This is a genomic window from Litorivita sp. NS0012-18 (assembly GCF_040371945.1).
Classification (GTDB): domain Bacteria; phylum Pseudomonadota; class Alphaproteobacteria; order Rhodobacterales; family Rhodobacteraceae; genus Litorivita.
The window spans coordinates 537,810-558,092 of record NZ_BAABWS010000001.1; the positions used below are offsets into that span (position 1 = coordinate 537,810).

A 20,283-nucleotide genomic window follows, 5' to 3' on the forward strand; every position below is an offset into this window, starting at 1 on the left:
GGGACGCGGCGCGCGCCGCCCGTGATGATCGAAAAGCCCCGTCAGGCGGATTGATACACCGCCGCCACCTCGCCGCGGATGATCCGCGCCAAGAGCGCGCAATCCTCAAGGCTGAAGGTCAACGGCAGCCGCATGTCCACCAGCCCCGCCAGAATACGGTCGCTCGCGGGCATGGGCGCGCTGGGGGCATAGCGCCAACTGTCGTAGCGCGAGGTAAATCCCGCAGGCTCCGCCCCGCCGAACCATTTAAGCTCGACCCCGCGCGCGGCGCAGCGGCGCAAGACCTCCTGCACCTTGGCGGGCGGCCAATCGAGCAAAAGAAACTGGATCGAGGAGCCGACAAAGCCCTCATGCGCGCCGCGCTCCACCACCGTCAATCCCGCCGTATCGCGCAGCCCCGACTCGACCACGCGGTAGCGCGCGTTCCATTTGGCCACCTGATCGGGCAAGGCGCGCAATTGCACCCGCAAGATCGCGGCGCGCAAGTGATCCATGCGGCCCGACACATTGGGCGTGTCGTATTTCACCGCCTCGAAAACCTGCGGCTCGGGCGCGGCCAAATGGCGATCATAAAGCATATAGGACCCCGACAGCATCACCGCCCGCGCCATCACCTGCGCATCGTCGCAGATCAAAAATCCGCCCTCGCCCGAATTGATATGCTTGTAAGTTTGCGTTGAATAACAACCGATTACACCGTGGCGCCCCGAGGGCACGCCGCGCCAATCGGCCCCCATCGTATGGGCGCAATCCTCGATCACGCGGATGCCATGGGCCTCGCAAATCGCCATCAAGCGGTCCATGTCGCACAGATGCCCGCGCATATGCGAGAGCATCAACACATCGGCCTGCGCGGCCTTTGCCTCCAGATCATCAAGATCAATCACCAACCCCTCGGTGACGCCGACATAGACCGGCACCGCGCCCACGGCGGCAATCGCTCCTGGCACGGGGGCCAAGGTAAAGGCATTGGTGAGCACGCGGTCCCCATGCCCCACGCCAAGCGCCCGCAGCGCGCAGCCCAAAGCATAGCCGCCCGAGGCCACGGCCAGCGCATATTTCGCCCCCGTCATGGCGGCAAATTCGCGCTCCAAGAGCGCCACCTCGCCCGCCTCGCCCGCCGCCACGTTATAGCGGTGCAGCCGCCCCGAGCGCATCACCGCAACGGCAGCCTCGATCGCCTCTTCGGGGATCGGCTCTTGCTGGGTGAAATTGCCGGTGAATACCTCTTGCATGGGCGCGCCCTAGGCCAAGAGCCGCTGCGCCACATCGGGCAAGTGATCGTAATGCTCCAACAGGTGGTCGGGCTGCATCTCTTCGACCACGCGTCCGCCCGGCCCGAAGGTGACCAAAACCGAAGGCACCCCAAAGGCCCGCGCAGTGGTGTGATCGGTGATCGTATCGCCCACGAGCAAGGCGCGCGCCACATCGCCGCCCGAACGTTCAATCGCGGCGCGCAGCGGCGCAACATCAGGTTTGCGCGTCGGCATCGTATCGGCGCCGATCACCGCATCAAACGCCTCGCGGATCGCCAAAGCATCCAGAAGCTGCAGCGCCAGATATTCAAGCTTGTTGGTGCAAATCCCCACCGCAAATCCGCCCTCGCGCAGCGCCGCCGCCGCCTCCAGAAATCCGGGGTAAATCACCGTATGGCTGGCGATATCCGCCTCATAGGCTTTCAAGAGGTTGGGATATTGCGCGGCGATCTCGGCCTCGATATCGCCCTCGAACCCCATCCGCGTCAGACCAAGGCGCAGCATCCCCATGCCGCCCTTGCCCACGGCCACCGCCGCGTCCTCGGTCGGGTCGAGCATCTGCCCCACCCCCATGCCGATGAAACAAGCATTGGCCGCATTGACCAAATCATGGCTGGTGTCGGCAATCGTCCCGTCCAGATCAAAGATCACCGCAGGTTTGCGTGCTTGCGTATTGGCCATGGCCTGTTCTCTCTTGTCATTGTGCCTATGCGCGCCTTTTTGCCTGTCTTTGTCACAGGCCGCAATCATTCTTGAACTGCGCGGCCCTTGCACCCTGCCCGCATCTGTCTAAAACGGGGTCAAAGCAAAGCGGCACAAGCCGCAGACCATCAAAGGATCGCCCATGAGCACGGCCCTCGTCATCCTCGCCGCAGGCAAAGGCACGCGGATGAATTCCGACCTTCCCAAGGTGCTGCACCAAATCGCCCATGCGCCGCTTTTGGTGCATGCCATGCGCGCCGGAAGCGCGCTTGTCCCCGAGCGGCACATCGTGGTCGCGGGCCACGGCGCCGATCTGGTCGAGGCCGCCGCGCGCGCCTATGACGAGACCGCCGAAGTCGTGCTGCAGACCGAACAATTGGGCACCGGCCATGCGGTCTTGCAAGCCAAAGAGGCGCTTGGTGATTTCGCCGGTGATGTGATCGTGCTTTACGGCGACACGCCGCTGATCCGCCCCGAAACCTTGGAGGCGATGATCGCCGCGCGCGCCACATGCGACGTGGTGGTGCTCGGCTTTGACGCCGCCGATCCAGGCCGCTACGGACGGCTGGTGATGTCCGGCGACAGGCTCGACCGGATCGTGGAATTCAAAGACGCGACAGAGCAAGAACGCACCATAACCCTCTGTAATAGCGGCGTGATCTGCGCCAGCCGCGAGGCGCTGTTCGGCCTTTTGGATCGCGTCGGCAACGACAATGCGGCGGGGGAATATTACCTCACCGATATCATCGGATTGGCCCGAGACCGCGGGCTCAGCGCCACCGCCGTGACCTGCGAGGAGGCCGAAACCTTGGGCGTCAATTCGCGCGTTGAGCTGGCCGCAGCAGAGGCCGCCTTTCAATCGCGCGCACGCCTCAGCGCGCTCGAAGACGGCATCACCATGCCCGCCCCCGAAACCGTGCATTTCGCCTATGACACCATTGTCGGGCGCGATTGCGTAATCGAACAAAACGTCGTCTTCGGCCCCGATGTCACCATCGAGAGCGGCGCCCATATCCGCGCTTTTTGCCACCTCGAAGGCTGCCACGTCAGCCAGCGCGCCAGTGTCGGCCCCTATGCACGCCTGCGCCCTGGTGCGGAGCTGGCCGAAGATGTGCGGGTCGGCAATTTTTGCGAGGTCAAGAACGCCCAGATCGAAGCCGGTGCCAAGGTCAACCACCTCAGCTACATCGGCGATGCCACCGTCGGCGCGCGCGCCAACATCGGCGCGGGCACGATCACCTGCAATTACGACGGCGTGTTCAAACACCATACCGAAATCGGCCGCGATGCCTTTATCGGCTCCAACACCATGCTGGTCGCGCCGGTCACCATCGGCCATGAGGCGATGACCGCATCGGGATCCGTGGTCACGATGGATGTGCCCGACGGGGCGCTTGCCCTTGGCCGCGCCAAACAGGTCAACAAAGCCGGCCTCGCGGTAAAATTGTTCGATATGTTAAAATCCAAAAAGAAAAAACAGCGTGAGGATGCGGAGTAATGTGCGGTATTGTCGGAGTTCTGGGGGATCACGAAGCCGCCCCCATCCTTGTTGAATCGCTCAAGCGCCTCGAATATCGCGGTTATGACAGCGCCGGCATCGCCACCGTCAACAACGGCGCATTGGACCGTCGCCGTGCGGTCGGCAAATTGGTCAACCTCTCCGATCTTCTGGTGCATGAGCCTTTGGCGGGCAAATCCGGCATCGGTCATACCCGCTGGGCCACCCATGGCGCGCCCTCGGTGACCAACGCCCACCCCCATCAGGCGGGCAAAGTCGCGGTCGTTCACAATGGCATCGTCGAAAACTACCGCGAATTGCGCGAGGAACTGGCCGCTCACGGGGTCCGCTTTCACACCGAGACCGACACCGAAACCATCGCGCTTTTGACCGCGCATTACCTCGACAGCGGGATGAGCCCCCGCGAGGCCGCCGCCAAGACCCTTTCGCGGCTCGACGGCGCTTTTGCCCTCGCCTTCCTGTTTTCCGGTGAGGATGATTTGATGATCGGCGCGCGCAAAGGCTCGCCCCTCGCCGTAGGCCATGGCAAGGGCGAGATGTTCCTTGGCTCCGACGCGATTGCGCTCTCGCCGATGACGGATCAGATCACCTATCTGGACGAGGGCGATTGGGTCATCCTGACCCGCAATTCCTGCGATATCCGCAATGCGGCGGGCGAGCAGGTCCACCGCGAGAAGCGCACCATCCGCATCGATGCCGCCCGCGTCGACAAGGCCGGTCACAAACACTTCATGGCCAAGGAAATCGCCGAACAGCCGCGTGTTATCGGCGAGGCCCTGCGCCATTACCTTGGCAGCGACGGCGCGGCGATCACCCTGCCCGAAGAGATCGATTTCACCAAACTCGACCGGCTGACCATGGTGGCCTGCGGCACGGCCTTTTATGCCTGCCTCACCGCGAAATATTGGTTCGAGCAAATCGCAGGCATGCCCGTCGAGGTCGATATCGCCTCGGAGTTTCGCTACCGCGAACCGCCGATCACCGCCCGCACCGCCGCGCTGTTCGTCTCCCAATCGGGCGAGACCGCCGACACGCTCGCGGCGCTGCGCTATTGCGAGGGCAAGGCCGATCAGATCCTGTCGGTGGTCAATGTCCCCGAAAGCTCCATCGCGCGTGAAAGCGATGTGGCGCTGCCGATTTTGGCGGGGGTCGAGATCGGCGTGGCCTCGACCAAAGCCTTCACCTGCCAGCTTACGGTTTTGCTTCTGCTGGCGCTCAAAGCCGCCGAGCAACGCGGCAAGATCACGCCCGAACGCATGGATGATCTGATCTCGCATCTGCGCGCCTTGCCGACGGTTTTGAACGCCGCGCTGGACGAGGATGCGGCGATGCTGGCCTGCGCCACCGGATTGGCCGAAGCGCAGGACGTGCTCTTTTTGGGGCGTGGCTTGATGTATCCTCTAGCCCTCGAAGGCGCATTGAAACTCAAAGAAATCAGCTACATCCACGCCGAAGCTTATGCATCTGGCGAATTGAAGCACGGCCCCATCGCCTTGATTGATCGCAATGTGCCGGTGGTGGTTTTCGCTCCGCGCGACACGCTCTTCGACAAATCGGTCAGCAATATGCAAGAGGTCATGGCCCGCGAAGGCAAGGTGCTTTTGGTCAGCGACGCCGCAGGCACCAAAGACGCCGCAGCCGATGCGTGGAAAACCATCACTATGCCTGCCGTCGACCCGATCCTCGCGCCGATCCTCTATGCCATTCCGGCGCAGCTTCTCGCCTATCACACGGCGGTCGCCAAAGGCACCGACGTGGACCAACCCCGCAACCTAGCAAAATCGGTGACTGTCGAATGACCATAACCCTAGACAGAGCGCTGAGCGATCTGCGCGCCCATATCGAAGAGGGCCGCGCCGAAGGGATGGCGGACTATCACAAGGTGCCGCGCGACTATCTCGGCGTGCCCAACCCCGCGATCACTGATCTGGCCAAAACCTGGCGCGAGGGGATGAGCGTGGCCGAACGTGTGGCGCTGGCCTCGGCGCTTTGGGACACCAATATTTTCGAAGCGCGTCTGGCGGCGGCGAAACTGCTGACCCAAGCGCGGATCAAGGACGACGCTCCCATTTGGGATCTCATCACCTCATGGGTGCCGCAATTCGACAGCTGGGCCATCGCCGATCATGTGATGATGGCGGGGCAAAAGCGTCTGGTCGCCCATCCCGAGCGCATCGAAGAAGTCGAAGAGTGGACCAAGTCGGACCATCATTGGACCCGCCGCGCCGCGATGGTGATCACCCTGCCCTACACCAAACAAAACCACCCCAAGCCCGAAGAAATGGCGATCCGCCAAAGGGTTCTTGGATGGGCCGCGACATATGTGCGTGACCCCGAATGGTTCATCCAGAAATCGGTGGCGTGGTGGATCCGCGATCTGTCGAAACATGATCCCGAACGGGCGCAGTATTTCTTGACCAACTATGCCAAGGATATGAAGCCCTTTGCGCGCAAGGAAGCCGCGAAATTTCTGGGGCCGAAACCTGCGGGCAAGGCAAAATTCACCCCGACACCCGCCCAAACAGGCACCGCATCGGCCGATAAAGACGGCGAATAATACGCTGTTATTGCAGGTAAATATCAAGCTCCGGCAGGTCCGTCAGCGCCACCCCCAATAGCCGCATCGCGGCCAGTGAAATGCGGCTGCCGCCGCTTTTCTCGCCTTCCAGCGGGATCAAATCCACCTGCACGCTTGCTCCGGTTTCGGGATGGCTCACCCGCCCTTTGGCGCGCGCGTCGGCCAATGGCGTTTTGATCCAAAATCCGGCTTCGGTCGGCGTGCCGAGGCTGGTGATGCTGCGCCCCAAAAGCCTGCCCTGCGTATCGGTCGCCGCCTCGACGGCCGCGGCGCGGTCGGCTTGGCTGGTGGTGTCGAATTGCTCTGCCGTGCGGGCCGATGCGGGGGGGCGTTTGGGCGGCGCGGCGGGGGCTTGCGCGTCGAGGGCCTGCGCATCGGTCTCGGCGCTGGCCTCTGGCGGCGCCTCGGCCTCGGTTTGACCCGTGGCGGCGGGCGGCTCGCTTTGGGCGGGCCTATGCACCAAGGCGCAGCCGCTTTGCGCAAAAACGGCGCAGGACAGAACGAAGCAGGACAAAATACGTTTCATGCCCCGAAACTAGGATGAAACCCACGCCAAAACAACACCCACAACAGCACCCATAGCAGCACCAAGATCGCACTTGCCCCGCCGCGCGCGCGCCCCTACCTTCGCCCAATGACACATGCAAATACCGCCCCTGACTTGGCACCGCTCATCGATCCTTTTGCGCGCGCAATCAACTACTTGCGCGTCTCGGTCACGGATCGATGCGATTTTCGCTGTGTCTATTGCATGTCGGAAAACATGACGTTCTTGCCCAAGAAAGAGCTATTGACGCTCGAAGAGCTGGATTTCATGTGTTCGACCTTTATCGGGCTGGGCGTCGAGAAACTGCGCATCACCGGCGGCGAGCCATTGGTGCGGCGCGGCATCATGACGTTTTTCGAGGGGATGACGCGGCATCTGGAAAGCGGCGCGCTCAAGGAATTGACGCTGACGACCAATGGATCGCAGCTAGAGAAATTCGCCGCCCCCTTGGCTGCGGCAGGGGTCAAACGGGTCAATATCTCGCTCGACACGCTGGACGCGCAGAAATTTGCCGAGATTACCCGTTGGGGCCGTCTGGATCAGGTGCTGCGCGGGATCGATGCGGCGCAAAACGCGGGGCTCCGTGTCAAAATCAACGTCGTGGCACTCAAAGGCTTTAACGAGAGCGAGCTTATCCCGATCACCGAATGGTGCGCGGCGCGCGATATGGATCTGACGTGGATCGAGGTCATGCCCATGGGCGACATCGGCAACGAGGACCGTTTGGACCAATATTGGCCGCTCAAGGACCTGCGCGCCACCTATGCGGAGCATTACACGCTAACCGATCTGGCCGAGCGCTCCGGCGGTCCTGCGCGCTATGTGCGCATTGAGGAGACGGGGCAAAAGATCGGCTTTATCACCCCGCTGAGCCATAATTTTTGCGAAAGCTGCAACCGCGTGCGGCTGACCTGCACGGGGGATCTGTTCATGTGCCTTGGCCAAGAAGACATGGCCGATCTGCGCACACCTTTGCGCCGCGCGCCCAATGATGCGGCGGTTCTGGAGGCCGCCATTCGCGACGCGATCAGCCATAAGCCCAAGGGCCATGATTTCGATTATTCGCGGCAGGTGGTCGATGGCCAGATGTCGCGCCACATGAGCCATACCGGCGGCTAACCCACCGCCCCGCAATGACAAAACGCCCGCCGCATCCATGGACGCAGCGGGCGTTTTCAATTGCAGGCCAGTGCCTTCAGGCCATGCGACGCCGTTTATCCGATCGGCATCCGCTGCTCGGCAATCTCCGCCCACCAGCTACAGCCCGCCGGAATCGCCTCGTCATTGAAGTTATATTCGGGGTGGTGGACCATCGCCGTGTCGCCATTGCCGACCAGAATATAGGCTCCGGGACGCTCTTCGAGCATATAGGCGAAATCCTCGCCGCCCATAACCAGAGGCGCCTCGGCGCAATCGCCCGCGACCTTACGCGCCACCTGTGCGGCAAATCCGGTTTGCTCGGGGCTGTTGACCATCACCGGATAGTTATTCTCGAAATGGATATCGGCCTTGGCCCCGTAGGCCGCCGCCGTATTCGACACCAAGGCTTTGAACCGTTCTTCGGCCTGCAGCCGCACATCGCGGTCCAAGGTGCGCACCGTGCCGCGCAGCTCGACCCGCTGGGGGATGACGTTATAGGCATCCGATTCCGTGCGAAACGATGTGACCGAAACCACGACCTGCTCGGTCGGATCGACATTGCGGCTGGCGATGGATTGCAGCGCCAGCACCACATGCGAGGCCGTCACCGTGGGATCGATGGTTTCATGCGGTTTCGCCGCATGACCGCCAAGCCCCTCAATCGTCACGGTAAATTCATCGGTCGCCGCGAAAAACCCGCCCTCGCGGATGGCAAAGCTGCCCACCGGCATGCCGGGCCAATTGTGCATGCCATAGACCTCTTGGATGTTCCAACGCTCCATCATCCCGTCGTCGCACATGACCTTGCCGCCGCCGCCGCCCTCTTCGGCGGGCTGGAAGATCACCACCACCGTGCCGTCGAAATTGCGCGTCTCGCTGAGGTATTTCGCCGCCCCCAAGAGCATCGCCGTATGGCCGTCGTGACCACAGGCATGCATCGCGCCCGGGGTCTTTGAAGCATAGTCCAGCCCCGTCGCCTCGAGGATCGGCAAAGCATCCATATCGGCGCGCAGCCCGATGACCTTGCCCGACCCGTTCTTGCGGCCCTTGATCACGCCCACAACACCGGTGCGCCCGATGCCTTCGCTGACCTCGTCACAGCCAAAGGCGCGCAGTTTTTCGGCCACCAGAGCCGAGGTGCGATGGGTGTCGAACATCAATTCGGGATGGGTGTGAATATCGCGGCGCCAAGCCGTGATTTCACTTTGCAATTCGGCAAACCGGTTTTTGACAGGCATGGATTATCCTTCCGCCAGTTGGTCCAGCAGGCGGCACATAAAGGCATGTCCGGCCTCAAGCTGGGATTTCTCTATGTATTCATCGGGTTGATGCGCTTGGGCAATATCGCCAGGGCCGCAGACCACCACCGAATAGCCCGCAGATTGGAAATGCCCCGCTTCGGTGCCGTAGCTGACGACTTTCGATCCGTTTGCCCCCGTGATGCGCCGCACAAATGCCTCGGCCCGTCCCTCCGGTTCGGGGCGCAGGGGCGGGATGGAAAACACCTCTTGGATCTCGATCCGCGCCTGCGGGCAGACGGATTGCATCTCGGCCTCGACCTCTTGCACGCGGGCGAAATAGGCCGCGCGCCATGCGACCGGATCCTCGTCCGGCAACACCCGAAAATCAAGATCGAACCAGCAATCGCGCGCGGTGATGTTATGCGCCGTGCCGCCGCGGATCGTGCCCACATGCACCGTGGTCCAAGGCGGATCAAAGATCGCTGCAACCACGGACGGCGCCTTGGCACGGTTGGCGGCGTTTTGTTCCGTGGCCCAAGTGACCAGCTTGGCCCCCTCCATAATCGCATTCACGCCCCGATGCATCATCGAGCTATGCACATCGACGCCGATCACATGGGTGCCATAGCTGGCGCTGCCCTTATGGCCGGTGACGATATCCATGCCCGACGGCTCGCCCACGATCACCGCCTCGCCCTTTGGCAGCACATTGTGCATCGCCGCGATCATCGGCGGCGCGCCGGTGCATCCGGTTTCCTCGTCATAGCTAAGCGCGATTTGCAGCGGGCGTTTGAGGCCGCGATACTGCGCCTCGACCAAAGCCCAGATCGCCAGCGCGTCAAAGCCCTTCATATCGCAACACCCGCGCCCGTAATAGCGCCCGCCGCGCTCGGTCACGCGAAACGGATCACCGGCCCATGGTTGCCCCTCGACGGGAACCACATCGGTATGGCCCGACAAGACCACCGCCCCCTCGATCGCAGGCCCGACTTGGGCGAAGAGGGCCGCCTTCTCGCCCGTCTCGTCATAGTGACGATGGGCGATGATGCCGTGGTCCTTGAGGTAGCCTTCGACCCAATCGATCAGCGGCAGGTTGCTGGCGCTGGAGACGGTGGGAAAGCCGACCAGAGCGGTCATGATCTCGAGCGGCGACAGGCGATCCGTCATGTCGCATCAATATCCGGAATCAGTGGTCAAAACCATATGACCGGCAGAGACCTCGCGGTAACGGCTTGGCTCGGGCACATGGCCGACCGGATGAATTGGCGAGGGGATCGGCTTGAAATTCAAGTCTTTTTCAGACTTACGCTTGCGCGGATCGGCGATTGGCACCGCCTTCATCAAGGCTTTGGTATAGGGGTGCTGGGGGTTTTCGAAGACCGCAGCGCGCGGGCCGATTTCCACGATCCGGCCCAGATACATCACCCCGACATCGTGGCTCACCCGCTCCACCACGGCCATGTCGTGGCTGATGAACAGATAGCTCAGGCCCAGATCGGCCTGTAGCTCCATCATCAGGTTGACGACCTGCGCCTGCACCGACACATCAAGCGCAGAGACCGCTTCATCGGCGATTATGAGTTTGGGGTTGAGCGCCAACGCGCGGGCGATGGCGACGCGCTGGCGCTGCCCGCCGGAGAGTTCGTGCGGATAGCGGTGCATGAAGCTGCGCGGCAATTTCACACGGTCAAACAACATCGCGACTCGCGCCTGCATATCCGCGCCGCTATGGGTGCCGAAATTGCGCATCGGTTCAGAGACCTGATCGGCCAGATTCATTTGCGGATTGAGGCTGGCAAAAGGGTCTTGGAAGATCATTTGCATGTCTTGGCGGGCACGGCGCAACTCGCCCATGCCCAGCGGCATGATATCGTGCTCGCCGACGCGCACCTCGCCCGACAGCGGCTCCACCAGCCGCAAAATCGAACGGCCGACGGTGGATTTTCCGCAACCGGATTCGCCCACAAGGCTCAGCGTTCGGCCCTTCATCAAGGTAAAAGACACATCCTCGGCGGCATGCACATTGGCGATGGTGCGGCGGAAAAACCCGCCCTTGACGGCAAAGCGCGTCGTGAGGTTTTTCACCGTCAACAAAGGCTCGTTCGTGCCCGCGATCGGTTTGATCTCTTGGCCCTCCTGCCCCAAGAGCCGCATCGGCTCGGGCAAGGGTTTGCCGCGCATCTCGCCCAGTCGGGGCACAGCGGCGAGAAGCGCCTTGGTGTAATTGTGCTGGGGCCGCTCGAAAATATCCTCGACCCTGCCCTCTTCGACCTTATTGCCGCGAAACATCACCACAACGCGGTCGGCCATTTGCGCAACCACTGCCATATCGTGGGTGATAAACATCACCGCCGTGCCGGTTTCGCGCTTCAGCCGGTCGATCAGGGCCAAAATCTCTGCCTGAATGGTCACATCCAAGGCGGTTGTCGGCTCATCCGCGATCAGCAGGCGCGGCTCGCAGGCCAGCGCCATGGCAATCACCACCCTTTGGCGCATCCCGCCCGACAATTCATGCGGATATTGCGCCAACCGGCGCTCCGGCTCGGGAATGCGCACTTGGCGCAAAAGCTCGAGCGCCCGCGCCTGTGCCTGTTTTTTGGTCATTCCCTTGTGCAGCCGCAGCCCTTCGGTCAATTGCCGCCCGACGGTGAACACAGGGTTCAGCGCCGTCATCGGCTCTTGAAAGATCATCCCGATCTGGTTGCCGCGAATGGTGCGCATCAGGCTTTGATCGGCCTCCGCAAGGTCCAGATCGGCGCCCTCTTGCGGATGAAACCGCATCTCGCCGCCCGCAATTGTGCCGCCGCCATATTCGATCAGGCGCATCAACGCCAAGGAGGAAACCGATTTGCCCGAACCGGATTCGCCAACGATACAAACGGTTTCGCCCGCGCCCACCGTAAAGGACACGTCTTCGACACCCACGACGGGGCCGTCTTTGGTTTGAAACTCAACCCGCAGTGAGCGAATTTCGGCAATGGGCTGATCAAGCATTGGCAAGCTATCCGGTGACAGGAGGGGCGATTTATCCTGCCGACGCTATAGACACAGGCACCGCAGTGTCAAACCGCTATCACTACGGTAGCAAGCTGCCGCGACGGCGTGGACCATTTGGTCAAATCAATTGCTTGCATTTTGCGCGGCTTCGGTTTTCGATGCTGAAATCGTGGGGGAATCCGATTGGCGCAAGCGGTCTGTCGAACCGGCGGCGCGCAATGTTTGGACAAATCCCGACACCGTGCCCGCAGCGCCCCCACACGCACGCCTAAGACACGCGCAAGCATAAAGACGTGTCCAACATGGAGAGAGTTATGAACCTGAAATCCCTACTTCTCGGGGCTATCGCAGCCAGCGCCTTTGCCCCTGTGGCGATGGCCGAACGCGGCAGCGACGGCGAAGTGAAAATCATCTATTGGCAAGCGCCCTCGATCATGACGCCCTATCTTTCGGGCGGCACCAAAGACCTCGAGGCGGCCTCTTTGGTGGTCGAGCCTCTCGCGCGCTACAATGAAACCGGCGCAATGGTGCCATGGCTCGTCGATGAAGTGCCCACCGTGGAAAACGGCGGCGTCTCGGCCGATCTGACCTCCGTCACATGGAAGCTCAAGGACGGGCTCAAATGGTCGGACGGCTCGGATGTGACCTCCGAGGATGTCAAATTCACATGGGAGTATTGCACCGCAGAGGGCGGCGGCTGTGCCCAATCGGAGAAATTCCTTGACGTGACGGCGGTGGAAACCCCCGATGCACAGACCGTCGTGGTGAAATTCGGCGTGGCCAAACCCTTCCCCTACGGTCCCTTCGTTGGCGCCCAATCGCCGATCTTGCAAAAGGCACAGTTCAAAGACTGCTTGGGCCCGAAAATGCCCGAATGCACCGATGCGAACTATGGCCCAATCGGCACCGGTCCCTTTGTGGTGACCGATTTCCGTCCCAACGATGTGGTCCAGCTTGAGGCCAACCCCTATTACCGCGATCCGGCCAAGCCGGCGTTTGCCAAAGTCACCCTCAAGGGCGGCGGCGATGCAACGGCAGCGGGTCGCTCGGTTCTGGAAACCGGCGAGTTTGACTATGCGTGGAACCTGCAGCTTGCGCCCGAAGTTCTGGCCAAGATGGAAGCCGCTGGCAAAGGCAAGATCGTCTCGGGCTTTGGCACATTGGTCGAGCAAATCCAGGTCAACCAAACCGACCCTTCGGCGGAATTGGGCGATGAGCGCGGCACCGCAAAACACCCGCACCCCTTCTTGACCGACATCAACGTGCGCAAGGCGCTCTCGATGGCGATCGACCGCACATTGCTGACCGAAATCGGTTATGGCGATGCGGGCCGTCCGACCTGTAACGTCCTGCCTGCCCCTGCGATCTATGCCTCGACGGCCAATGACGGCTGCCTTGTCCAAGACATCGCCGGTGCGAATAAAATCCTCGACGATGCAGGTTGGGCCAAAGGCGCCGACGGCGTACGTGCCAAAGACGGCGTGCGCCTGTCGATGCTCTTCCAGACCTCGACCAACGCCGTGCGTCAGGATTTCCAAGCCCTGCTCAAACAGTGGTGGGGCGAGATCGGCGTGGAAACCGAATTGCGCAACATCTCCGGTTCGGTCTTCTTTGGCGGTGATCCCGGATCGCCCGACACCTTCCAAAAGTTCTGGGCCGATGTGGAAATGTATGCCAACAACTTCGACGGCACCGACCCCGAAGCCTATATGGCCAACTGGGCCTGCGACGAGTTCCCGCGCCCCGAAACCCAATGGCAAGGCAACAACATGCCGCGCTTTTGCTCGGAAGACTATGACGCTTTGATCGCCGAGATGGCAAAAACCGGCGACATCAACAAGCGCGCCGAATTGGCCAAAGCGATGAACGACATGCTGATGCAGGCCTATGTCATCATCCCGCTGGTGGATCGCGGCCGTGTCTCGGCCCATGCCAACAGCCTTGGCGGCGTGGTGCTCAACACATGGGATTCCGAAATCTGGAATGCCGCCGACTGGCACCGTGTGAAGTAATCCAACGCATTATCAAGGGCGCGCCGCTGGAGTTGGCGCGCCCTTTTGCACATTCCCCTTCCCCCCTTCAGACTGACCTGCAAAGGCGCCGTATATGCTGACCTTTACCATTCGACGATTGGTCCTTGCCGTCCCGACGCTTTTGTTCATCAGCCTTGTGATCTTCTTGCTGCTCGAACTCGCCCCGGGTGATCCGATGGCACAGGTGCCCTTGACCGTGCCGCCAGAGGTCAAAGAGCGCATGCGCGAGGCGCTCGGCCTCGGCAAGCCGATCCATATCCGATTTGGCAATTGGCTCTATCAATTCTTCATCATCGAGCCGATGCATTTGTTCGACGTGCTCTTCAACACCTCGCTCGCCGAAGGCCAGCAGCGGGTAATCTCGTGGCAAACCCGCGGCCCCGTGATGGAGATCGTCGCGCAGCGTATGCCGCAAACCCTTTGGGTGGTGGGCATGAGCTATATCGTCGGGGTGCTCATCGCGCTGCCGATCGGGATTTACTCGGCCTACAAGCAATATTCATGGTTCGACCAGATCGGCACATTCATCTCGATGGTCGGCTTTTCAGTGCCGACCTTCTTTACCGGCGTGCTGCTCATCGTGATTTTTTCGGTGCAGCTGGGATGGTTCCCCTCGATCTACGACACCACTTTGGTGGTCAACGATTGGGCCAGTTTCAAAATGCAGATCCGCCAGATGGTTATGCCGGTCTTTGTTCTGGCCCTCTATAACGCCGCACAAATCAGCCGCTTTATGCGCGCCTCCATGCTCGACAACCTCGGCCAAGACTACGTGCGCACCGCGCGCGCCAAGGGGCTGGGCGAACGCATCGTGGTGCTCTCGCATGTGCTGCGCAATTCGATGATCCCTGTGGTGACAGTCATCGCCCTTGGCGTGCCGCAGGTCTTTGGCGGCGCGATCATCACCGAACAAGTGTTCAAGGTGAACGGGCTGGGACAGCTTTTGATCACCGCAATCGAAGCCAACGACCTGCCCATGGTGCAAACTTTGACCTTTATTTTCGCCGTGCTGATCGTGGTGTTCAACTTGATCGCCGATGTGCTCTACGGCGTGCTCGACCCGAGGATCCGCTATGACTGACCCGACCCGCAGCAACACCGCCAGCGCCATCGCGGCGCTCAGCGACGCCGTCCCCTCCGCCCCGCCGCGGTCGCAATGGTGGGACGTCTGGGCACAGTTTCGCTCCCACAAAGGCGCCATGGCGGGCGCCATCGTCTTCATCTTGATCCTCTTGTCGGTGATCTTTGGCCCGATGCTATGGGCGCTGGACCCTGGATATATTGACATCCGCGCCCGCAACCAAGGCCCCTCGCTGGCCCATCCCTTTGGCACAGACCAGCTTGGCCGCGACACGATGGCGCGCATGTTCGCAGGCGGGCGTATCACCATGGCCGTCGGCGTCACTGCCATGCTTTTGGCGCTGTTCCTCGGCAGCTTCATCGGCGTTCTGGCGGGGTATTTTCGCGCCCTCGACGGACTATTGATGCGGCTGACCGATCTTTTCCTCGCCCTGCCGCTGTTGCCCTTGATGCTGGTGATGGTGCTGCTGTTTCGCGATCCGCTCTCTTCGGCCTTCGGGCCGGAAACGGGGATTTTCATCCTTATGGTCGCCGCCATTGGCGTGACCTCGTGGATGCCCACGGCGCGGATCGTGCGCTCGGATGTTTTGGCGCTCAAAGAGCGCGAATTTATCCTCGCCGCCCGTTCTTCCGGCACCACAAACGCCAAGATGATCTCGCGTCATATCCTGCCCAACGTCATGAGCCCGATCATGGTCTCGGCGACGCTGGGCATCGCCAATGCAATCATCACCGAAAGCGCGCTGAGCTTTCTTGGCCTCGGCTTTCCGCCCGATTTTCCCACATGGGGGCGGCTGTTGTTCGATGCGACCGACTACCTGCAGCAATACCCCGAACGGGTGATCTGGCCCGGCGTGGCGATCTCGCTGACGGTTCTGACCGTGAACTACATCGGTGACGGTCTGCGCGATGCGCTCGACCCGCGGATCCGCGGCCGTTAAGGCGCCAAAAGCGCCGCTTCGGGCGATACATTCAAAAAGGAACAGCTATGCGGCGCGGCGCGGCGCGCCTACCCCCCTGTCCCGCCGCGCGCATCGCGCCAAGAACGCCGTTCGCCGCGCGCCGCCGCCCGAGAACAGCATTCCGCTTCAACGCTCATCCAAACCGGCAAATCCCCTTGATTTGCTGCGCTTCGCGCCTCATGAGGAATATATTCCCGATATCGGAGCACCCAAATGTTCGAATCCTTTGGCTTTGAAAACCTGACCGCACCGCAGGCCGCCGTCTATTTCGCCCTGCTCATTGGCGTCGCATTTGGCGCCTTGGCCCAAATCACCCGCTTTTGCTTTCGCCGCGCGGTGATGGGCGAGGACCGCCGCCAAGCGGCGGGCGTGTGGTTCGCCGCGCTGGCTGTCGCCGCGCTCGGCACGCAAGCGGCGATCTTCGCGGGTTTGATCTCGTTTGACGCGCACCGTTTTATGGCCGCCGATCTGCCCTACGCCGCGATCCTTTTGGGCGGTTTGGCCTTTGGCATCGGCATGGTGCTCACCCGCGGCTGTGTCTCGCGCCTGACGGTTCTGAGCGCCTCGGGAAACCTGCGCGCCGCTTTGGTGATTGTGGTCTTTGCTGTTGTGGCCCACGCGACGCTCAAGGGCGTTCTGGCACCTCTTCGCACCACGCTTGGCGCCGTGACCCTGCCGCTTGAAAATGCCGCCCTGCCCGGCAATGGATTGATCTGGGCCTTGATCATCGCCACCATCGGCGCGGGGCTTGCCTATCGCGCGCGGCTGTCGTGGCGCTTGCTGGTGCCTTCGCTGCTTTTGGGCGCCTTGGTTCCGCTGGCGTGGGTCGGCACGGGGTTCATCCTGTATGACGACTTTGATCCCGTCGCGATGGAAAGCCTCTCCTTCACCTCCCCCGCCGCCGAAACCCTGTTCTGGACGCTGGCCAGCACCTCGATCCCCGCAGGCTTTGGCACCGGCCTGTTGGGCGGCGTCCTCCTCGGCGCGCTTGGGGCCGCTCTTCTGCGCGGGCAGTTCCAATGGGCCAGCTTTGAAAGCCCCGCCCAAACCGGCCGCTATATGGCCGGTGCAGCGCTGATGGGCGTGGGCGGCGTGCTCGCTGGTGGCTGCACCGTGGGTGCGGGCCTGTCGGGCATCCCGACGCTCTCCATCGCCGCGCTGCTCGCCATCGCCTCGGTCGCGCTTGGCGGCTATCTCGCGGCGAAATGGCTCAATGAAGGCGCTTTCGCACGCGGCGCAGCATCCACCACACCGCAGCAACAACCGGCACAGTAATCGCCGCCAACATCTCCCCCTTGCTCAGCCCCAAAGGCGCGGCAAGGGGATAGAGCAAATAGCCCGCGAGGCTCACGGCGTAATAGCTCACCGCCACGACCGACAATCCCTCGACCGTCTTTTGCAGGTTCAATTGCAAATCCGCGCGCCGGTCCATGCTTTCGAGCAGCATTTGGTTTTGCGCCGAGCGCTCCACATCGACCCGCGTGCGCAGCAAATCCCCCGCCCGCATCGCCCGATCCGCCATTGCCGCCAAACGGCTTTGCGCAGATTTCACCGTGCGCATCGCGGGATCATAGCGGCGTAGCATGAAGTCGGCAAAGGTCTGGCGCCCGTCGAAACGCTCTTCGCGCAAGACCTCGATACGTTGCTGCACGATCGCCTCATAGGCCCCCGTGGCGCCAAAGCGGAACGCCACCTGCGCCGCCATATCCTCCAGCTGCGCCGAAACCTCCAAAAGCTCGGCCAGTGTCTCCTCGGCCGGCGCTTCGGCTTGGCGCATTGCCCCCATCAGATGGGCCAGCTTTCCGTCCATTTCCGCCATGGCCGCGCCCATCTCCTTGACGCGGGCAAAGCCGAGCATCGACATGGCCTTATAGGTCTCGATCTCGCACACCTGCTGCACAATCCGTCCGACGCGGCGGCGGCCCGTATCGGGTGCGACAAAGATCGCAAACCGCAAATGCCCCGCCGGATCGATGCGAAAATCCCCCGCCGCCACCGCCGCATCACCAAGCACACGGCTCGCCGCAAGACTTTCAGGCACAAACCATTCCTTGAGCTTCCCCGCCGCATCCTCCTTGCTCGCCCAAGGCGCAATGCGCAGCAAGGCCGATGTCACTCGCACCCCCGGCGCCGCCTCAAGCCAAGCCGCGGGGAAGACATCGAAATCCGCCGGATCGAAAGGCCGCTCGGACAAGCCCGATGAAAAGGCCGTATAGGTCACAAACTCGGTATGCTGCTCCCATTTGATCGTATGCCGCCCGATCTGCCCCGAATAATGCGTCGCCTCCGGTTGCGGATGCGGCGCGCCGAACCGGTCAAGCAGCGCAACCAAATGCGCCATATCCGCGCCGCGATCTCGCGCCGCCGCGCCCTTGGGCCGCTTGATGGCGATATAGACCGCCGTGCAAGGCACATCGAGCGCGGGAAAAGGCCGTGCGTGCAATTCATTGGCAAGCCCGTAGCGGAGCGGATGATCAAGGATGGGGGCCATTGGGGATCTCCTGTTCATGGATCGGTCTTATCAGAGCAAAGCCGAACCGCATACGGGGCATTTTGTCCTGATATCAATAGCTTATATGAATACAGCGGTATACAATCGCCGCCAAACCCGCCTCGCTTGCGCCAATTCCCATCCGCTTGGGCAAAGCAGCTCCCTGCTGCTTGCAGCTTCTCCAAATATCCTCGCCGAAGGCTCCGCCTGCGCCCCTCTCGCGACCGCCTGCGCCAAAGGCAAAAGGGCGCCCCGATCGGAGCGCCCTTCACGGTTTTCAACCTGCGGTTCAGATCAGGAGATCAAACCCAACAGCTTGTTGAGGCTTTCCTTCGCGTCGCCATAGAACATGCGCGTGTTCTCTTTGTAGAACAGCGGGTTCTCGATGCCCGAATAGCCGGTGCCTTGGCCGCGTTTGGACACGAACACCTGCTTGGCCTTCCAGCATTCCAGAACCGGCATACCGGCGATGGGGCTGTTGGGATCTTCTTGCGCCGCTGGGTTCACGATGTCGTTGGACCCGATGACAATCGCCACGTCGGTTTCGGGGAAATCCTCGTTGATTTCGTCCATTTCCAGCACGATGTCATAGGGCACTTTGGCTTCGGCCAAGAGCACGTTCATGTGGCCCGGCAAACGCCCCGCAACGGGGTGGATGGCGAAACGCACGTTCTTGCCCTTGTCACGCAAACGCTTGGTCAACTCGGAAACCGCCTGCTGCGCTTGTGCAACGGCCATACCGTAACCGGGGATGATGATGATCTCGTCCGCCTCGTCCAACGCGGTGGCAACACCCTCGGCATCGATGGCAACCTGCTCGCCCTCGACTTCCATCGCGGGGCCCGTGGTGCCGCCGAAGCCGCCCAAGATCACCGAAATGAACGACCGGTTCATCGCCTTACACATGATGTAGGACAGGATCGCACCCGAGGAGCCGACCAGCGCGCCGACCACGATCAGCAGATCGTTGCCGAGGCTGAAACCAATCGCCGCCGCGGCCCAGCCGGAGTAGCTGTTGAGCATGGAAACAACGACCGGCATATCCGCGCCGCCGATGCCCATGATCAGATGATAGCCGATAAACAGCGCCGCCAAAGTCATCACGAAGAGCGGCAAGAAACCACCCGTGTTGAAATACCAGATCAGGCAGATCGCCGAGAGCGCAGCGGCGCCCGCGTTGAGCATATGCCCGCCCGGAAGCTTGGTGGCGTTCGAGGACAATTTGCCCGCGAGTTTGCCATAAGCCACGACCGAACCGGTAAAGGTCACGGCACCGATGAAGATACCGAGGAACAATTCGACACGCAGGATGCTGATCTCGACGCCGTCTTTATGCGCCAAAAGACCCGCGAACCCTTCCAAAGCGTCGCGTTCTGCCTCGCCCATGGCCATCACACGGCCCAGCTCGATATGCGCGATCAGGCCGACGAAAACCGCCGCCAGACCGACCAGAGAGTGCATCGCCGCCACAAGCTGCGGCATCTCGGTCATCTGCACCCGTGTCGCCACAACATAACCGATCATGCCGCCGCCTGCGATGAGCAGGATCGACAAGAGCCATAGACCGGCGCCCGGCCCCACAAGCGTTGCCGCAACGGCCAAGGCCATGCCGACAATGCCATACCACACCGCGCGTTTGGCGCTTTCTTGTCCCGACAAACCACCCAAAGAGAGGATGAAGAGGACTGCCGCGACCACATAGGCCGCTGTCGTAAATCCGAATTCCATAATCCTATA

At 61.7% G+C, this 20,283-nt stretch carries 16 protein-coding genes; 8 read left to right on the forward strand and 8 right to left on the reverse strand.

Annotated features, from left to right (window positions below; genetic code table 11):
• Nucleotides 1-41: 41 nt before the first annotated feature.
• Both ABWV64_RS02575 and ABWV64_RS02580 read right to left on the reverse strand, forming a co-directional pair.
• Nucleotides 42-1,235, reverse strand: a complete 1,194-nt coding sequence (locus ABWV64_RS02575) for a DegT/DnrJ/EryC1/StrS family aminotransferase (protein ID WP_353342710.1) — start codon at nt 1,233-1,235, stop codon at nt 42-44.
• 9 nt (nt 1,236-1,244) lie between these two features.
• Complete coding sequence (locus ABWV64_RS02580; protein ID WP_353342712.1) at nt 1,245-1,937, reverse strand: HAD hydrolase-like protein; 693 nt, start codon at nt 1,935-1,937, stop codon at nt 1,245-1,247.
• 163 nt (nt 1,938-2,100) lie between these two features.
• On the opposite strand from ABWV64_RS02580, the gene glmU reads away from it, so the two are divergent.
• Genes glmU through ABWV64_RS02595 form a run of 3 tightly spaced genes read left to right on the forward strand, consistent with a single transcriptional unit; the run spans nt 2,101 to nt 6,034 of the window.
• Nucleotides 2,101-3,456, forward strand: coding sequence for a bifunctional UDP-N-acetylglucosamine diphosphorylase/glucosamine-1-phosphate N-acetyltransferase GlmU (glmU, locus tag ABWV64_RS02585; protein ID WP_353342713.1), 1,356 nt, complete (start codon nt 2,101-2,103; stop codon nt 3,454-3,456).
• On the forward strand, nt 3,456-5,276 hold the full coding sequence (gene glmS, locus ABWV64_RS02590) for a glutamine--fructose-6-phosphate transaminase (isomerizing) (RefSeq protein ID WP_353342714.1): 1,821 nt from the start codon (nt 3,456-3,458) through the stop codon (nt 5,274-5,276). Before glmU ends, glmS begins: the two co-directional genes overlap by 1 nt.
• The gene (locus ABWV64_RS02595) at nt 5,273-6,034 is read left to right on the forward strand and encodes a DNA alkylation repair protein (RefSeq protein WP_353342715.1); all 762 of its coding nucleotides are present in this window, start codon (nt 5,273-5,275) and stop codon (nt 6,032-6,034) included. Before glmS ends, ABWV64_RS02595 begins: the two co-directional genes overlap by 4 nt.
• Before the next feature lie 7 nt (nt 6,035-6,041).
• Here ABWV64_RS02595 and ABWV64_RS02600 read toward each other — a convergent pair whose 3' ends face one another.
• Nucleotides 6,042-6,581 (reverse strand): hypothetical protein, encoded by a 540-nt coding sequence (locus ABWV64_RS02600; RefSeq protein ID WP_353342716.1) that lies wholly within the window; start codon nt 6,579-6,581, stop codon nt 6,042-6,044.
• Between the two features lie 108 nt (nt 6,582-6,689).
• On the opposite strand from ABWV64_RS02600, the gene moaA reads away from it, so the two are divergent.
• On the forward strand, nt 6,690-7,721 hold the full coding sequence (gene moaA, locus ABWV64_RS02605; RefSeq protein WP_353342717.1) for a GTP 3',8-cyclase MoaA: 1,032 nt from the start codon (nt 6,690-6,692) through the stop codon (nt 7,719-7,721).
• A 95-nt stretch (nt 7,722-7,816) separates the two neighbouring features.
• Here moaA and ABWV64_RS02610 read toward each other — a convergent pair whose 3' ends face one another.
• From ABWV64_RS02610 to ABWV64_RS02620, 3 genes are read right to left on the reverse strand one after another with little or no spacing between them, the layout of a single operon-like run.
• The gene (locus tag ABWV64_RS02610) at nt 7,817-8,980 is read right to left on the reverse strand and encodes a M20 aminoacylase family protein (RefSeq protein WP_353342718.1); all 1,164 of its coding nucleotides are present in this window, start codon (nt 8,978-8,980) and stop codon (nt 7,817-7,819) included.
• 3 nt (nt 8,981-8,983) lie between these two features.
• Nucleotides 8,984-10,150: an acetylornithine deacetylase gene (gene argE, locus ABWV64_RS02615; RefSeq protein WP_353342719.1), complete on the reverse strand. Its 1,167-nt coding sequence runs from the start codon at nt 10,148-10,150 to the stop codon at nt 8,984-8,986.
• Between the two features lie 6 nt (nt 10,151-10,156).
• Nucleotides 10,157-11,977, reverse strand: a complete 1,821-nt coding sequence (locus ABWV64_RS02620; RefSeq protein WP_353342721.1) for an ABC transporter ATP-binding protein — start codon at nt 11,975-11,977, stop codon at nt 10,157-10,159.
• Between the two features lie 317 nt (nt 11,978-12,294).
• Between ABWV64_RS02620 and ABWV64_RS02625 the strand changes: the two genes are divergently transcribed.
• The 4 genes from ABWV64_RS02625 (at nt 12,295) to ABWV64_RS02640 (ending at nt 17,330) form a co-directional block, all read left to right on the forward strand.
• Nucleotides 12,295-13,992, forward strand: coding sequence for a peptide ABC transporter substrate-binding protein (locus tag ABWV64_RS02625; protein WP_353342722.1), 1,698 nt, complete (start codon nt 12,295-12,297; stop codon nt 13,990-13,992).
• A 94-nt stretch (nt 13,993-14,086) separates the two neighbouring features.
• The gene (locus ABWV64_RS02630) at nt 14,087-15,094 is read left to right on the forward strand and encodes an ABC transporter permease (RefSeq protein ID WP_353342723.1); all 1,008 of its coding nucleotides are present in this window, start codon (nt 14,087-14,089) and stop codon (nt 15,092-15,094) included.
• A complete protein-coding gene (locus ABWV64_RS02635; RefSeq protein ID WP_353342724.1) occupies nt 15,087-16,034 on the forward strand; it encodes an ABC transporter permease in 948 nt (315 codons plus the stop codon). The genes ABWV64_RS02630 and ABWV64_RS02635 overlap by 8 nt, the downstream gene beginning before the upstream one ends.
• A gap of 234 nt (nt 16,035-16,268) precedes the next feature.
• The gene (locus ABWV64_RS02640; RefSeq protein WP_353342725.1) at nt 16,269-17,330 is read left to right on the forward strand and encodes a YeeE/YedE family protein; all 1,062 of its coding nucleotides are present in this window, start codon (nt 16,269-16,271) and stop codon (nt 17,328-17,330) included.
• Here the strand turns inward: ABWV64_RS02640 and ABWV64_RS02645 are convergent.
• Together ABWV64_RS02645 and ABWV64_RS02650 are read right to left on the reverse strand one after the other, a co-directional pair.
• Nucleotides 17,266-18,546, reverse strand: coding sequence for a DUF3422 family protein (locus tag ABWV64_RS02645; protein ID WP_353342726.1), 1,281 nt, complete (start codon nt 18,544-18,546; stop codon nt 17,266-17,268). The two genes, ABWV64_RS02640 and ABWV64_RS02645, sit on opposite strands and share 65 nt — an antisense overlap.
• A gap of 294 nt (nt 18,547-18,840) precedes the next feature.
• Entirely contained in the window at nt 18,841-20,274 is a 1,434-nt protein-coding gene (locus tag ABWV64_RS02650) for an NAD(P)(+) transhydrogenase (Re/Si-specific) subunit beta (protein ID WP_353342727.1), read from the reverse strand.
• Nucleotides 20,275-20,283: the final 9 nt, after the last annotated feature.

Bases quoted from the DNA above. Each gene is read 5' to 3' on its own strand.
- ABWV64_RS02575 (WP_353342710.1), bottom strand. From the start codon at position 1,235: ATGCAAGAGGTATTCACCGGCAATTTCACCCAGCAAGAGCCGATCCCC.
- ABWV64_RS02580 (WP_353342712.1), bottom strand. From the start codon at position 1,937: ATGGCCAATACGCAAGCACGCAAACCTGCGGTGATCTTTGATCTGGAC.
- glmU (WP_353342713.1), top strand. From the start codon at position 2,101: ATGAGCACGGCCCTCGTCATCCTCGCCGCAGGCAAAGGCACGCGGATG.
- glmS (WP_353342714.1), top strand. From the start codon at position 3,456: ATGTGCGGTATTGTCGGAGTTCTGGGGGATCACGAAGCCGCCCCCATC.
- ABWV64_RS02595 (WP_353342715.1), top strand. From the start codon at position 5,273: ATGACCATAACCCTAGACAGAGCGCTGAGCGATCTGCGCGCCCATATC.
- ABWV64_RS02600 (WP_353342716.1), bottom strand. From the start codon at position 6,581: ATGAAACGTATTTTGTCCTGCTTCGTTCTGTCCTGCGCCGTTTTTGCG.
- moaA (WP_353342717.1), top strand. From the start codon at position 6,690: ATGACACATGCAAATACCGCCCCTGACTTGGCACCGCTCATCGATCCT.
- ABWV64_RS02610 (WP_353342718.1), bottom strand. From the start codon at position 8,980: ATGCCTGTCAAAAACCGGTTTGCCGAATTGCAAAGTGAAATCACGGCT.
- argE (WP_353342719.1), bottom strand. From the start codon at position 10,150: ATGACGGATCGCCTGTCGCCGCTCGAGATCATGACCGCTCTGGTCGGC.
- ABWV64_RS02620 (WP_353342721.1), bottom strand. From the start codon at position 11,977: ATGCTTGATCAGCCCATTGCCGAAATTCGCTCACTGCGGGTTGAGTTT.
- ABWV64_RS02625 (WP_353342722.1), top strand. From the start codon at position 12,295: ATGAACCTGAAATCCCTACTTCTCGGGGCTATCGCAGCCAGCGCCTTT.
- ABWV64_RS02630 (WP_353342723.1), top strand. From the start codon at position 14,087: ATGCTGACCTTTACCATTCGACGATTGGTCCTTGCCGTCCCGACGCTT.
- ABWV64_RS02635 (WP_353342724.1), top strand. From the start codon at position 15,087: ATGACTGACCCGACCCGCAGCAACACCGCCAGCGCCATCGCGGCGCTC.
- ABWV64_RS02640 (WP_353342725.1), top strand. From the start codon at position 16,269: ATGTTCGAATCCTTTGGCTTTGAAAACCTGACCGCACCGCAGGCCGCC.
- ABWV64_RS02645 (WP_353342726.1), bottom strand. From the start codon at position 18,546: ATGGCCCCCATCCTTGATCATCCGCTCCGCTACGGGCTTGCCAATGAA.
- ABWV64_RS02650 (WP_353342727.1), bottom strand. From the start codon at position 20,274: ATGGAATTCGGATTTACGACAGCGGCCTATGTGGTCGCGGCAGTCCTC.